Annotated in this window: 13 protein-coding genes and 1 pseudogene; 8 read left to right on the top strand and 6 right to left on the bottom strand. The window is 45.1% G+C overall.

Annotated features, from left to right (window positions below; genetic code table 11):
* Positions 1-160 precede the first annotated feature (160 nt).
* Entirely contained in the window at positions 161-523 is a 363-nt protein-coding gene (locus BR63_RS08745; protein WP_034422491.1) for a Na-translocating system protein MpsC family protein, read from the bottom strand.
* 416 nt (positions 524-939) lie between these two features.
* On the opposite strand from BR63_RS08745, the gene BR63_RS08740 reads away from it, so the two are divergent.
* From BR63_RS08740 to purK, 4 genes and pseudogenes are all read left to right on the top strand, one after another.
* The gene (locus BR63_RS08740; protein ID WP_034422493.1) at positions 940-1,134 is read left to right on the top strand and encodes a hypothetical protein; all 195 of its coding nucleotides are present in this window, start codon (positions 940-942) and stop codon (positions 1,132-1,134) included.
* Positions 1,135-1,209: 75 nt separating this feature from the next.
* Positions 1,210-1,690, top strand: a pseudogene (locus tag BR63_RS19510) (transposase); the annotation flags it as partial.
* Positions 1,691-1,842: 152 nt separating this feature from the next.
* Positions 1,843-2,328, top strand: a complete 486-nt coding sequence (gene purE / locus BR63_RS08725; RefSeq protein ID WP_034422494.1) for a 5-(carboxyamino)imidazole ribonucleotide mutase — start codon at positions 1,843-1,845, stop codon at positions 2,326-2,328.
* A 1-nt stretch (position 2,329) separates the two neighbouring features.
* Complete coding sequence (gene purK, locus BR63_RS08720; RefSeq protein WP_034422496.1) at positions 2,330-3,460, top strand: 5-(carboxyamino)imidazole ribonucleotide synthase; 1,131 nt, start codon at positions 2,330-2,332, stop codon at positions 3,458-3,460.
* Positions 3,461-4,009: 549 nt separating this feature from the next.
* Here the strand turns inward: purK and groL are convergent.
* The 5 genes from groL to dctP all read right to left on the bottom strand — a co-directional run bounded on the left by groL (position 4,010) and on the right by dctP (position 9,210).
* Positions 4,010-5,617, bottom strand: a complete 1,608-nt coding sequence (gene groL, locus BR63_RS08715) for a chaperonin GroEL (protein WP_034422499.1) — start codon at positions 5,615-5,617, stop codon at positions 4,010-4,012.
* A 38-nt stretch (positions 5,618-5,655) separates the two neighbouring features.
* The gene (locus BR63_RS08710; RefSeq protein WP_034422501.1) at positions 5,656-5,943 is read right to left on the bottom strand and encodes a co-chaperone GroES; all 288 of its coding nucleotides are present in this window, start codon (positions 5,941-5,943) and stop codon (positions 5,656-5,658) included.
* A 363-nt stretch (positions 5,944-6,306) separates the two neighbouring features.
* Positions 6,307-7,587, bottom strand: coding sequence for a TRAP transporter large permease (locus BR63_RS08705; protein WP_034422502.1), 1,281 nt, complete (start codon positions 7,585-7,587; stop codon positions 6,307-6,309).
* Positions 7,581-8,072, bottom strand: coding sequence for a TRAP transporter small permease (locus BR63_RS08700; protein WP_051965765.1), 492 nt, complete (start codon positions 8,070-8,072; stop codon positions 7,581-7,583). The genes BR63_RS08705 and BR63_RS08700 overlap by 7 nt, the downstream gene beginning before the upstream one ends.
* Before the next feature lie 115 nt (positions 8,073-8,187).
* Positions 8,188-9,210, bottom strand: coding sequence for a TRAP transporter substrate-binding protein (gene dctP / locus BR63_RS08695; RefSeq protein WP_034422504.1), 1,023 nt, complete (start codon positions 9,208-9,210; stop codon positions 8,188-8,190).
* Positions 9,211-9,538: 328 nt separating this feature from the next.
* On the opposite strand from dctP, the gene BR63_RS08690 reads away from it, so the two are divergent.
* Genes BR63_RS08690 through BR63_RS08675 form a run of 4 tightly spaced genes read left to right on the top strand, consistent with a single transcriptional unit; the run spans position 9,539 to position 14,546 of the window.
* Positions 9,539-10,399 carry a MurR/RpiR family transcriptional regulator gene (locus tag BR63_RS08690; RefSeq protein WP_034422506.1) on the top strand — a complete coding sequence of 287 codons (861 nt, stop codon included), beginning with the start codon at positions 9,539-9,541 and terminating at the stop codon, positions 10,397-10,399.
* Positions 10,400-10,409: 10 nt separating this feature from the next.
* On the top strand, positions 10,410-11,930 hold the full coding sequence (locus BR63_RS08685; RefSeq protein ID WP_034422508.1) for a gluconokinase: 1,521 nt from the start codon (positions 10,410-10,412) through the stop codon (positions 11,928-11,930).
* Positions 11,931-11,952: 22 nt separating this feature from the next.
* Complete coding sequence (ilvD, locus tag BR63_RS08680; protein WP_034422509.1) at positions 11,953-13,596, top strand: dihydroxy-acid dehydratase; 1,644 nt, start codon at positions 11,953-11,955, stop codon at positions 13,594-13,596.
* Positions 13,593-14,546: a phosphoglycerate dehydrogenase gene (locus BR63_RS08675; RefSeq protein ID WP_034422511.1), complete on the top strand. Its 954-nt coding sequence runs from the start codon at positions 13,593-13,595 to the stop codon at positions 14,544-14,546. Before ilvD ends, BR63_RS08675 begins: the two co-directional genes overlap by 4 nt.
* The last annotated feature ends 64 nt before the right edge of the window (positions 14,547-14,610 follow it).

Here is a 14,610-nt window from a genome sequence, read left to right as displayed (position 1 = left end):
TTTTCACCAATCAAATAATTTTATCCAAGTAATATTCTGCCCCTTATCCCATCTATGGATTGTAATAAAACAAAAAACCAACATTTATCAGTCACTTACACTAATAAATGTTGGCTTACACTACGACTGGTATTTATAACCTTTCGTGCGGTCTTCCAACCTAATTTCTTAATTTCTCTTCTAGATCTTGGCTAACAGTTATTACAATTATTTTTTCACCGGTTTTCGTACTTACATCAGAATGTATACTTATTATGTCAATATCAATAATTTCTTTAATCAGTTTTGTAAAATATTCTTTTGCATTTTCGAATAACATGGTTCGGATCTTCTTTATTAATTCTACACCACTTTTATCTTCTGCTAATCTTTGCTCTGCCTGGCTAAGGAAGCCTTTTTGTCTTATAATAATCAAATCTTCAAAAATTCTCGTTCTTATCTGTTTAGGGCCTCTACCCATAAATTCTATTTCAAACTTAGTTACTATCTCACTAATCTTTGCTTCAATCTGCCCTTTCGTCATTTAAAACATCCTCAAATTATTTTTAAGTAAGAGTTATGTTTCATAAATATTAAGGAATAACATTGAAATGCTTTCGGCTAGTATAATTACCTTCCGTTTAGCCTTCCAATGTATAAAATATTCCAAAGTTATTTTGGCATACCTCGTCAAAAAAAGCAACCCTAAAATCTACCATCAAAAACTAAGATAATTTCAATTATGCAATTACAATTATGCAATTATGCGATACAATTGCGATATGGGGACGGTCCTCCTGTCGCATTTAGCTAACGTTTTTGAAGGAAAACCTCTAGTCGGTGTAGAAATGAAAAAAAGAGAGGTGTATATTTGTGAATGAAAACAAGTCTGGTGTAATTCTGTGGTACAAAAACAAGTCGGATTATTGTTTTAAGTTATATATATGAGGGGGAAATGATATGTTTAAAAACTATTGTTCTCTTTGCATAAGCGACAAAAGCCTGTGTGCATACTGTAAAATAATTTCAGGGCCACCCACCCACTTCAGAAAGAAGTGGAAAGAATCAGACATGACCTTAGAAAAATTAATCGAGATAAAGAAAAAGGGAGAAGAAAAGATAAAAATTAGAGGACAAGGGGTACGGTCGTGTTAGCGTCAACAATAATAAACGAGGGACTGTATCAAAAAAAAGAATAGGAGCACATTAGAAGAGAACGTCTAAGATTTTATCCAGTTGTGTGTAATCCACCAAATTTGTAACTCGTTAAAATATGTGTCTTACAAGGATCAGAAGCTGCTAATAGCCGATCTGAAGAACGCGTACCAGGCACTGACCCTGGAAGAAGCAGAATACAACTTTGAAGAGTTCAAAAAAAAAAATGGGGTAAAAAGTATCCTCTGGTAATTAGGGCCTGGGAACTCACTGGGATGAACTGACCACTTATTTCCGGTATCCGGTAGAAATCCGCCGAATCATTTATACAACAAACCTTATCGAGGGTTATAACCGGCAACTTAGAAAAGCAACCAAGACGAAAACGGCTTATCCGACCGATGATGCCTTAAGAAAAATTGTCAATCTGGCAACTATGGATATCAGTAAGAAGTGGACTATGCCAGTAAAAGACTGGAACACTGTTATGGCTCAGTTTATCCTGCAGTTTATCCTGTATTATGGTGACCGATTAACCGAAAAAATGGCTATTTGACTGAAAAATTGGGAATGCTAAGGCTATTATGGGGGCAAGAGGAAACAAAGCTGATGATTTGGAAGAGTATGTTCTGAGAGCAGCAAATTTAAGAAAATTCTTGGGATAATATCAGAATGGAGTTAAAGTTAAAAGATGAGGAGGTTAGAGAGATGCAACCACTTATTTCCGTTATTATGGGGAGCAAATCAGATTGGCCGATAATGAAGGAAGCATGTCTGATTTTGGAAGAATTAGCGATTCCCTACGAAAAAAAAATAGTATCCGCCCACCGTACTCCAGATTGGCTGTTTAGTTTTGCCGAAAGCGCCCCGAAGCGGGGAATCAAACTAATTATTGCCGGGGCTGGGGGAGCAGCTCATTTGCCTGGCATGGTTGCCGCCAAGACGATTCTGCCTGTTATCGGCGTGCCGATACCGACCACACATCTCCATGGCATGGATTCCCTGCTGTCTATTGTGCAAATGCCGGCCGGGGTACCGGTAGCCACCGTGGCTATCGGTGCCGCCGGGGCGAAAAACGCCGCCCTTTTAGCAGCGCAAATCATTGCTTTACATGATGAGGAGCTTGCCGGAAGGCTTGATGCCCGCCGGGACAAGGCGGCCCGACAGATCCTGGAAACTGAGGAGTGGTCTTGAGATGCTTATGAAGACGGTCCTGCCCGGGGCCACCATCGGTATCCTGGGAGGTGGCCAATTGGGCAGAATGCTGGCTTTCGAAGGCAAAAAGATGGGTTACGGTATTGTCTGTCTGGATCCCAACCCTGATTCTCCCTGCGGCCAGGTGGCTGATGACCAGATTGTGGCCCCTTTAGATGATCTGGCAGCGGCGGTCAGGCTGGCTGAGAGAGCGGATGTACTGGTATATGAATTTGAAAACATTGATGTCCGGGTGGTTGAAGAACTGGAGAAAAATTATTATCTCCCGCAGCAAAGCCGTATTTTGGCCATTACCCAAAACCGCATTGAAGAAAAGATGCAATTGCAAAAAGCAGGTTTTCCCGTTGCATCCTTCCGGATAGTCAAAAATCCGGCCGAACTGGAACAGGGGATAGCGGAACTGGGTTATCCCTGTTTGCTGAAATCTGCTCGGGGGGGATATGACGGTAAAGGGCAGTTGGCACTAGGTGGTCCCGAAAACTTAAAAATTGCCGTAGAAATGCTGCAGTCCGCCAACGGGGAATGGGTTTTGGAGAAAAAGATTGTCTTTACCCATGAGGTTTCCGTTATCGTGGCCAGAAAGGCAACCGGTGAAATGGCAGTCTATCCAGTGGCGGAAAATATCCACCGGGAAAATATACTTCATATGACTGTGGTGCCAGCCCGGGTGCCCCTTCAGGTGGAAATGGATGCTATCGCCTTGGTAAAGGAGATTGCTCAGAGTTTCCAGGTGGTAGGCCTGTTGGCGGTAGAGTTTTTCGTCACCCCCGAGGGTTTGCTGATTAATGAGCTGGCACCACGGCCTCATAATTCAGGACACTTCACTTGGGATGCCTGCTGGACATCCCAGTTTGAACAACTAATCCGGGCAGTCTGTGGTCTTCCTCTAGGGTCCACCCAATTATTGATTCCTGTGGTGATGGTGAATATATTGGGAACCAACCTGCCTCGGGTACTAAAAGAAGTCCCCAATTTTCCGGAAAATTGGAAAATACATTTATACGGGAAACGCGGCAACCTGGAGGCAAGGCGAAAAATGGGTCACCTGACCATTAAGACCGACCAACCGGACCAAGAAATTACCCGGATAAAAACAATCTTCCCGGAATGATTGTATATGTTTTTGAGAAAATGCGAAGAGAGTTAGGTAAAGTATGGGAAATATGTTAGAGCTGTAATGCCCTTGGGTACCCTGGAATGTGGAAATAGTTTTACTGGTGGATCAAAAGGGAAAACTGGAAATATACGGCAGATATGCTAGTTTTAATAATTAAGGGAGGCGACAGGTTGGAAGCGAAGGTGGACAACCTGTCAGCCTGCCCGGAAAAGGGATGAAAAAGGAAATACTTAAGTTTAACCATAAGCTGGACGTTGTAATAAGGCATACGGCAGGACTGACGGAGACGGTAAGTTACAGTGTCCGTCTCAGGGGTGCAAATAACATGGGAGGGGTGGACAAAAACACATACATAAAGGCAGGAGATTCAAACGACAGGTGGATAAAAGCGACTGCATCAAAGACTTTCAAGGCTGGCACAAAATACAATCAGACCCGTTCCCGTTAGTTCTGTTAAAGTGGGAGAGGATGGAAGGGTTGTGTTCAATTAGGTCTCTTGAAAAAACAGCAGGGACTTCTTTTTCAGAGGTCCCTGCTTGTTTTTTAGTAATCCATGGGGGGCATGGGAGGAGTGTTTTCTTTTTTGGGTATATCTGTAATTATCACATCAGTGGTTAAGAGCATGGCCGCGATGCTGGCTGCATTCTGCAGGGCGTTGCGTGTAACCTTGGTGGGGTCTACGATGCCCTTTTCCATAAGGTTGGTGAAGTCACCGGTGACAGCATCAAAACCTTGGCCCTGGGGTAAATCTTTGGCTTTTTCCACGATGACGGAGCCTTCCTGGCCGGCATTATAGGCAATTTGCCGCAGGGGTTCTTCCAAAGCCTTACGTACGATTTGTACGCCCAGCAATTCATCGCCTTGAGCCTCCACTTTATCCAGCACTCTGGCTGCCTGCAGGAGGGCGGCGCCGCCACCGGGGACGATACCTTCGGCTACAGCAGCCCGCGTGGAGTTTAAGGCATCCTCAATGCGCATTTTCTTTTCTTTGGCTTCAGTCTCTGTAGCGGCACCGATTTCCAGAACAGCCACGCCGCCGGAGAGTTTGGCCAGACGCTCTTCTAATTTTTCTCTGTCATATTCAGACTTGGTTTCTTCTTTCTCTGTCTTGATCTGGGCTATTCTGGCCTGGATGGCTTTGGGGTCGCCGGCACCGTCAACGATGGTGGTGTTCTCTTTTTCCACTCTTACTAAACGGGCCCGGCCCAGCATGGATAATTTAACGTTTTCCAGCTTGTAGCCCAGCTCTTCGGAGATGACCTGGCCTCCGGTTAAAATCGCGATATCGGAGAGCATGGCTTTACGCCTGTCACCAAAGCCGGGGGCTTTCACGGCTGCACACTTCAGGGTGCCGCGCAGTTTGTTGACCACTAAGGTGGCCAGGGCTTCACCTTCTACATCCTCGGCGATAATCAAGAGGGGTTTACCCTCCCTTATGACTTCCTCAAGCACAGGGAGCAGGTCCCTGATGGCGCTGATTTTCTTGTCACAAATAAGAATGTAAGGCTCTTCCAATACGGCTTCCATGCGTTCAGTATTGGTAACCATGTAGGGAGAGATATAGCCGCGGTCAAACTGCATACCTTCCACTACTTTTAAGTTGACACCCATGGTTTTGCCGTCTTCTACGGTAATAACACCTTCGCGTCCCACTTTTTCCATGGCATCGGCAATAATATTACCGATTTCCGGGTCGTTGGCGGAAATGGTGGCAACCTGGGAAATCTCGGCCCGGTTTTCAATGGGTTTACTAATTCTGTGGAGTTCTTCCACTACGGCATTTACTGCCTTTTCGATACCCTTCTTGAGAAAGATAGGGTTCGCTCCTGCAGCTATATTTTTAAGACCTTCTTTAATAATGGCTTGTGCCAAAACGGTAGCCGTTGTGGTACCGTCACCCGCGACATCATTGGTCTTGCTGGCTACTTCTTTCACCAGCTGGGCTCCCATATTCTCATATGGGTCTTCCAGTTCAATCTCTTTAGCAATGGTGACACCATCGTTGGTGATGGTGGGAGAACCAAATTTTTTGGCGAGAACTACATTGCGCCCTTTAGGACCCAGGGTAACTTTGACGGCATTAGCCAGAGTATCGACACCTTTCTCCAGGGATCTGCGGGCAGTTTCCGAGAAAACAAGGGCTTTAGCCATAGTATCATACCTCCTTCCGAAATTTATCTAAATGAGACTTATTCCAAGACGGCCAATACTTCGCTTTCTTTCATTATGTAAAGCTTTTTGCCGTCCAGTTTCACCTCTGTTCCGGCATAGGTGGAGAAAAGAACCCGGTCACCGGTTTTAATCTCTAAGGGAATACGCTGACCGTTATCTCCCATGGCTCCGGGACCAACAGCCAGTACTTTACCTTCCTGGGGCTTTTCCTTGGCTGTGTCGGGGATAATCACACCGCCGGGGCTTACCGTATTCTTTTCCACAGGTTCGACCAAAATTCTGTCTGCAAGGGGTTTAATGTTCATCGCATTCACCTCCTGTACGTATTGTTAGCACTCAATCAAAGCGAGTGCTAATTCCAATTTGAATTATAAAAAACTGGTTTTTTGTATTTCAAGAGAAAAAAACGGCGATTTTTTAGTATTAATCATGATTGGATAAAATTAGGCTAAAAAAAGACAGCAAATCTCACGCTCACATTTGCTATCACTAATTTTTGGGATGTTTTTTGGATATAGTTAACTGCTAAATGGACTATACTCACTAGCTAATGGATATTTGTCGATATATAGGAATGAAAAAAAGAACCCCGAAAGGGGTACGTAAATGGGAGGGTAAGTAATATGAATTTTAAAGTGTCTTATTCTAACTGAATGTTATTAGACAAATTACCGTCCCTGGAACCATTTGGGGATAAAAAGAATGGTTTCCGGGACATAGGTGATTAAAAACAAGACGGCGATAAGCACAACGACAAATGGCAATACCCGCCTGGAAAGCTGCATAATTGAGTGACCGCTTAACCCGCAGCCAACGTAAAGAACGGTTCCTACAGGGGGGGTAAGGAGACCTATACAGAGGTTAAAGACCATAACTACCCCGAAGTATAAAGGATCAATACCCAGGTTTTTAACAAGAGGTATAAGTATAGGGGCTAAAATAAGCATAGCAGGTGTTAAGTCTAATACAGCACCGACAAGTAAGAGGAAGATATTAATGATAAACATAACCACTAAGGGGTTGGTGGAAATGGACGTGATCACCTCTGCAATGGCTTGAGGTATCCTGCCGACGGTAATCATGAAGGCGGTTGAAGTAGCTGCTGATGCCACAAACATCACAACAGCAGAACTTATGGCTGCATCAAGTAGTATCTCTGGAAGTTTACTTAATTTTAATTCACGATAAATAAAAAAGGAGACAAAGAAAGCATACCATACCGCTACTACAGCGGCTTCAGTCGGCGTAAAAATTCCAAATACAATACCCCCCATAATAACCAAGGGAAGGATCAGGGCCCAAATGGCGTCAAGCATACTTTTCAAAAGTTGGATAAAGGGAACACGCTGTTTCACCGGGTAATCTTTTTTACGGGAATGAATATACCAGTAGATCATCAGGGCAAAACCCATGATAAGGCCTGGTACGATTCCGCCTAAGAAGAGGCCTACAATGGAAACTCCGCCGATAACACCGTACAGAATCATGGGCATACTTGGCGGGATAATGGGGCCGGTGCATCCTGCTGCACAGATCAGGGCTGCACTGCGGTCCGATTCGTATCCTTCTTTTTTCATGACAGGGTGGAGAATAGACCCAACTGCCGCAGTGTCGGCAACGGCAGTACCGGAGACGCCGGCAAAAATCATACAGGCTACTACAGTTACATAGCCCAAACCTCCGCGGACGTGGCCAATCAGGTCATTGGCAAACTTTACGATGCGGACAGAAATGCCGCCTTGATTCATGATTTCTCCTGCCAGCATAAAGAAGGGGATGGACATCAGGGTGTAGTTTTCCGCCCCGGCCATCATGTGCTGAACGACAATCTGGGTGTCAAAGTTGTTGTGGAAGAGCATGAGGGCAGCGGTACTGAGAATCAAGGCAAAGGCCACCGGTATGCCGAAGGCTAAGAAGCCAAATAACGATACTAGAAAAATAGTTAACATTGTGTTCCCCCCTCACCCTCGTTTTTTTCTTTCTGGAAAATCTCAACAGTATCCTTGATGAGGAGTAGGAGCATAAAAAAAGCAGAAAAAGGAACAACGGCGTTAACATATCCGTAAGGAATCTGGGTTGCCGGTGCGGGCCAGACCACAGTCTGAAAATAAAATTTAATACCCCCCTGTATGAGAATCAACAGGGCACCTGCCATCAGGATATTCCCTATAAATGCGGCCACCTTTTTTCCCAAGTTGGGCAGCAGGTTGATAACAATATCCAGGCCTAGATGACGGTGGCGCTTGAAAGCCAGGAGAGCTCCCAGGAAAACTACCCATGTAAACATAAAAAGAGATATTTCCTCGTTCCAGGGGAAGGCTTTGTCAAAGACATAACGGGCAACTACGTTGATGAAGACAATGATAGCCATGCAGGCTAAAAGAAAAGCAGTAAATAGTTCTAAAGCACGTTCAGCATAGAGTAAAATTTTCATTAATACACCTCCCGTTAAGCTGCTATGAATGGGCTCCGCAATAAGAAATAAAAAACAATATTAAGAGAGCCGGAAGAGCCGGCTCTCTTATTAAGTTTTATAGGCATAATTGTCTTTACTTGGTGTCCTTGATTCTTTGCACAATATCCTTGAATTCGGGATACTGCTTATACCATTTCTCATAAACGGGTTGAACGGCTTTTTCCCACTCGGGTCTATCAGTCAGTTCATCTATTTGGAGACCTTTTTCCTTTAATTTAGCCAAAGCCTCTGGGTCAAATTTCTTCATCAGATCAACTTCATATTTGGCATACTCTAAAGCCGCTTCTTTAAAGATTTTTTGTTGTTCAGGCGTGAGGGTCTGCCAGAACTTTTCGCTGATTATCATGATGTTGGGCCCCAGAATGTGATAGGAGAGGGTGATATATTTCTGCGCTTCATACCATCCGCTGGTGAGCACAGTAGGTGCAGGGTTTTCCTGGCCGTCAACAACCTTTTGCTGCAGGGCACTGAAGAGTTCGGTCATTGGCATAGAAACTGTGTTAAAGCCGAGGGCCTGCATGCCGTCAATAAAGATACTGTTGGTGGGAACTCTTAATTTAATGTCTTTTGTATCTTTCAACGACTTAATGGGGTGTTTGGAGTTAGAAATGGCACGGAGACCGTTTACGCTCCAGGCTAGAGGACGTGTCCCTTTTTCAATCATACCCTGGGTAATTTCTTCGCCAATAGGCCCGTTTAATACCTTCATAGCATGATCATAATCTCTGAAGAGGTACGGGAATTCAGGAATCTTTAATTTTGGAAGCATTTCCGCTTGTAGGAGGCCTGCTACAGCCATTTCAATGGTCCCCATGCTTACGCCGTTAATAAATTCTTTTTCGGAACCTAATTGATTGTTGTCGTAAATTTCAACTTTGAAAGCACCTTTTGTTTTTTCCTCAAGGTAGGGTTTAAATTTTTCTTTCAGAGCAATGTTCTGAGGATGGGTGGGCGGGAAATAGTTAGCAATTTTGACAACCCTAACTTCTGGTTTCTTCTCTTTATTGGCGTCTGGTGCAGGGGCCGGCTTACCACAACCTGCTAAACTAAACACAAAAGTAAGTACCAAAACGAGAGCAAGGATTCTTTTCCACATAATATTGACCTCCCCAAAATGATTTATAGGTGGTTGTTTAACTAACTAACCTTGTCAGTATCCCTCCTTTTTCACAATTTTTTTAAAAACTCTATGAATAAGATTTGACGTACTTTGCAAAATTCCTTCTCGATCAGTAAAAAAATTTCCTAATTTATTTATTGATGTCTGTGAAAATTTGCCCAATAGAATATGGAGATTCTTTATTAAATCAAGGGCGTGTTGTATAAACCGAAAAAAATATTTCCCTTTTTAGGAGGAGAAAAACGGACATGGTTGAATATTAGTACTATAATAAAAAGGAAAAAACATCAAAAGGGGGGATAGGATGAACTCTTTCATTAAGCCGTCCGGTATTCTGGTCCGTTTACGCAGTATTGTACCTAATTTAAAACCGGCAGAAAGCAAAGTTGCGAATTTTATATTGGAAAACCCGGAAGAGATTATGCATATGACCATTACAAACCTTTCCGAAAAGACGGAAACAGCACTTGCCACTATTGTTAGGTTATGTAAAAAAATCGGCTGTTCCGGCTTTCAGGAACTTAAAAATGCATTATATAACGACCTTGTAGACCCATTAAAAGGAATCCATGAAGAAATTGAACTAACTGACAATATTAGTACAATTACCCAGAAGGTATTTTACAGTGGAATCCAGACGCTAAGCGATACTTTAAGGATGATAGATATAGCTGAACTGGAAAAAGCCATAAGCATTATCGCCAATGCCAATAAGGTGGAGTTTTACGGTGTGGGGGCGTCTGGTTTTATTGCCCTGGATGCTCACCACAAAATGTTTAAAACGGGGATACCGTCTGCGGCTTATGCAGATCCTCATATGCAGATTATTTCTGCAGGATTTCTTACTGAGCATGATGTTGCGGTTGGTATTTCTCATTCAGGCAGTACCAAAGATACCATTCAATCACTCAAACATGCTAAGGCATCAGGGGCTAAGACCATTTGTATCACAAGCTATATGAGGGCCCCCATTACCAAAGTGTCTGATATCTCCCTCTATGTAGCGGCCAGGGAAACTACTTTCCGAAGTGAGGCCATGGCTGCTCGCATTGCCCAGCTTTGTGTCATTGATTTACTGATTGTTGGCGTTTCCTTTCTTCGGCAAAAAGAGAGTATTGCTGCTTTGGAAAAAGTGCGGCACAGTATAGCTTTAAAACGATACTAGGAGGTTAAGTATGCAAAAAAGAGCGGTGATTGGTGGGGATATAGGTACTGGAAGCTGTAAAGTTGTGGCTTTTGATTTTGAAGGAAATATTATTGGCAGTCGTACTATGGAATACCCCTTGATCCACCCTAGATGGGGTTGGGCGGAACAGGACCCCCGCCTGATTCTAAACACTTTCGTCCGCTGTCTTAAAGAATTATTAGGATCTCTAAAAGATGAGAACTGGGGGATTGAATTGATATCCCTAAGTTCTGTTTTTCACAGTGTCCTGGCTGTAGACCATCAGAATACACCATTAACCAATTGTTTACCCTGGGCTGACAGCCGTGCCCTGGCTGAAGTGGAATTCATTAAGGAGCAAAGACTTCCTCATTACTTTTATCAACGAACAGGCTGTCCTCCCCATCCCATGTATTTACCCGGTAAGCTTCTCTGGTGGAAAAAACAGATGCCAGATGTATTTGAGAAAGCTCATAAATTTATTTCCATAAAAGAATATATTCTGGCCGAGCTCACCGGAGAGTATCTTGTGGATTTTTCTGTCGCCTCCGGATCGGGACTGTTGAATCTTCATGAGTTGAAATGGGATAACGAAGTTCTGGAGCTGATAGGGATTAACACCGAGAAACTATCGACCCTCGTTTCAACCCAAACCGTACTTCCCCCCATCAGACCTGTCTGGGCCAGGGAAATGGGATTAGACCCGGGCACACCCTGGGTCATAGGGGGCGGTGACGGTACGTGCTCTAATCTTGGTTCGGGGGCTGTGGGCCAGGGCATTATGACGGCAATGGTAGGAACCAGCGGGGCAGTACGGGTAATGTCGCCGGAACCTAAAATAGACCCCCAAGGTCGGACCTGGTGCTATCAAATGACAGATAACATGTGGGTCTCCGGGGGAGCCATTAACAACGGTGGCATTGTCTACCGCTGGTACCGAGACAAAATCATGACGGATGATATGGAATTGGGAAGTACAGGGGATTATGAGGTGATGAACCGCTGGGCACAGGAAATACCCCCAGGTTCCGACGGGCTCCTCTGCTTACCCTTTTTAGCGGGGGAGAGAAGCCCCTACTGGAATGCCAATGCGCGGGGAGTGCTTTTTGGGCTGGGACTGGAGCACACCAAGAAACATGTGGCCAGGGCCATCATGGAGGGTGTGGTCTATCGCATGTACAGTGTGTATAAGGCTTTAGCAGAGCTCAACGGGAAACCTGTGGAGATACGGGCCTCCGGTGGTTTTGCCCGTTCTCCTTTATGGCTCAGCATATTGAGTGATGTCTTTGGCTGTGAGGTAAAAGTGCCTGATGGTGTGGAAGGTTCGGCCCTGGGGGCAGCTATTTTAGGGATGGCGGCCCTTAAGATCATCCCTTCCGTCAACGTAGCCGAAAAAATGGTAACCACCAGTTATCAGTGTACGCCGGATTGGGAAAACCACAGGCTATACCAGGAAATATACAAGGTCTATGAGAAGACATACTGGGGGTTACAGGAAAGTTTCGCCATGCTGGCTAAAATGAAAAGGTAAGAGATTAAGGAGTGTGATTGTAATGAGCCCGAATCGACTTCAGAGTTTTCCTTCCTACCAAAGGGCAATTTCCAAAGGACATCTTTGCTCAACGGGCATTAATATCACACAGCTGGACAGACCGATCATCGCCATTGCCAACTCTTGGAACGAGATTGTCCCGGGGCACGTACATTTGCGCCAGGTAGCGGAGCGGGTCAAGCAAGGCGTCCTGGCGGCTGGAGGTTTGCCGCTGGAATTTAACACCATTGCTATTTGTGATGGTATCACTCAGGGACATGGCGGCATGAGGTATCCTCTGCCGAGCCGGGAATTGATTGCCGATTCGGTAGAGGCCATGGTCAGTGGACATGGGATTTTCGACGGGATGATACTCATCGCTTCCTGCGACAAAATTGTCCCCGCCATGCTGATGGCGGCTGCGCGGATGAATATACCTTCCATAATTGTAACGGGGGGGCCTACTTTAAACTGTATCACCCCTAAAGAATCAAAAAAAGCAAGAAAGGACTTTTTAGCGGGTACAATCAGCGAGAAAGAACTGGTTGAAAAAACATTATCATATTACACGGGCCCCGGGATTTGCCCCTTTCTGGGTACAGCCAACACTATGTGTGTTGTGGCAGAAGCCATGGGAATGACTCTTCCTGATATGGCTCTTGCCCCGGCAAACTCAGCGCTCTCGTTAAATATTGCTGAAGCAAGCGGTCGGAGAATAGTAGAGCTTGTGAAAGAGGACCTAAAACCCAGGGATATCTTGACACGGGAGGCCTTTTTAAACGCCATCACAGTTGTCGCCGCTTTAGGAGGTTCACTGAACAGTGTCTTACATCTTCTGGCATTGGCACGGGAGGCCTCCATAGCCTTAGAGCTTAAAGATTTCGATGAGATCAGCAAAAAGACGCCCCTTCTCGCTGCAATAACCCCCAACAGCGACGAAAGAACGGTGAAAGACCTTTATTTAGCAGGAGGTGTCGGGGCTGTTATAAAAGAGCTTCTCCCCCTACTACAGGCAGACGTTATTACAGTTACAGGCAAATCACTCGCGGAGAATACCAAAAACAAAAGAGTACTCGACAGAAACGTAATACGTTCCCTCGACAACCCCCTGGAACCTGAGGGGGGGATTGTTGTACTGTATGGAACCTTGGCACCTGAGGGTGCTGTTGTAAAAGTATCTGCCATCGACCAACAGGAGCGGGTCTTCAAGGGTCCGGCGAGGGTTTTTGACTCGGAAGATGCCGCCATGGAAGCGGCATTTAAAGGAGATATCAAAGAAGGGGATGTTGTGGTGGTACGCTATGAGGGGCCTCAGGGGGGACCGGGGATGAGGGAATTGCACAGGCTTACAGAAATTGTCCACCAGGTACCTCATGTAGCCATTATTACCGACGGAAGGTATTCCGGAGCTTCCTCCGGCCTTTCCATTGGTTATGTTTCGCCGGAAGCGGAACTGGATGGCCCAATAGCATATGTACAGGACGGAGATTTAGTATATATTAATATACCGGAAAGAAGACTGGATATTTTAGTCGAAGGTGATTTAAAGAAAAGAGCTGTCCGAAAACCGGAAAAGGAAATTGATCAACGCAGTTTACTTTATTACTATGCCAAATCCGTAGGGTCTACGGTACAAGGTGCAGTCAGAGAGGAGATAAAAGAATGAAAGTACTGGTTACAGCCCTGTCCTTTGGAAAACACAGTGATGAACCCTTAAGGATACTGCAGGATGCCGGATTGGAAGTCCATAAGAATCCATTGGGCAGACCGATGACGGAAGAGGAACTTTGCCAATATATCCCCGACTATGATGGACTTTTGGTGGGAGTGGACCCCGTCACTACCAAAGTCCTGGAAAAAGGAAAAAAACTGAAGGTAGTGGCCAAGCACGGGGTAGGCGTGGATAATATACCCCTGGAAAGGGCCAGGGAATTGGGGATCAAAGTGACAAACTGTCCCGACTCCAACAGTGAAGCGGTAGCTGATTTGACTTTTGCCCTTATGCTCGCTGTGGCACGAAAAATACCACTGGCCGACAAATCTACAAAGGAAGGTCAGTGGCTGCGTCTCACAGGGCCTGAGCTGTACGGTAAGACCCTTGGTTTATTAGGCTTTGGTGCCATTGGCCGTAGAGTGGCTTTACGAGCTAAAGGTTTTTCTATGGAAGTTTTGGCATACGACAAATATCCCGATGAGAAATTTGCCAGGGAAAACGGTGTCATTCTGACAGGTCTTAGTGAAGCAATCGAAAAGGCCGACTTCCTTTCACTGCACTTACCATTAACACCTGAGACGCGGAACATAATTAATAAGACCACACTTGGAGAAATGAAACAGGGAGCCTTTCTTATTAATACAGCACGTGGGGAGCTCATAAATGAAGAAGACTTACTGCTTGCACTGGAAGAAGGGCGTTTAGCCGGGGCAGCCCTTGATGCTTTCAGCCCGGAACCCCCCGACAAGAACAATCCACTCCTCAAGCTTAATAACGTAGTCGTAAGTCCCCATATTGGCGCCTATTCATATGAAGCCAATAAACGTATGGGAATGGCTGCCGCCCAGAACCTGGTGGACGCTTTGCAGGGCAAGACGCCGCCTAACTGGGTAAACCAATAAACTGTTCTTTTCCGTAGTGATGCTGTGAAACTAAACTACCGGCTTGATGGGCCTGAACGAACAA

Origin of the sequence: Thermanaerosceptrum fracticalcis (assembly GCF_000746025.2) — a bacterium.
In the GTDB taxonomy this organism is placed as follows: Bacteria; Bacillota; Peptococcia; order DRI-13; family DRI-13; genus Thermanaerosceptrum; species Thermanaerosceptrum fracticalcis.
Note: the sequence above shows the minus strand (reverse complement) of the source record. Positions and strands in the feature narration are given on the sequence as shown.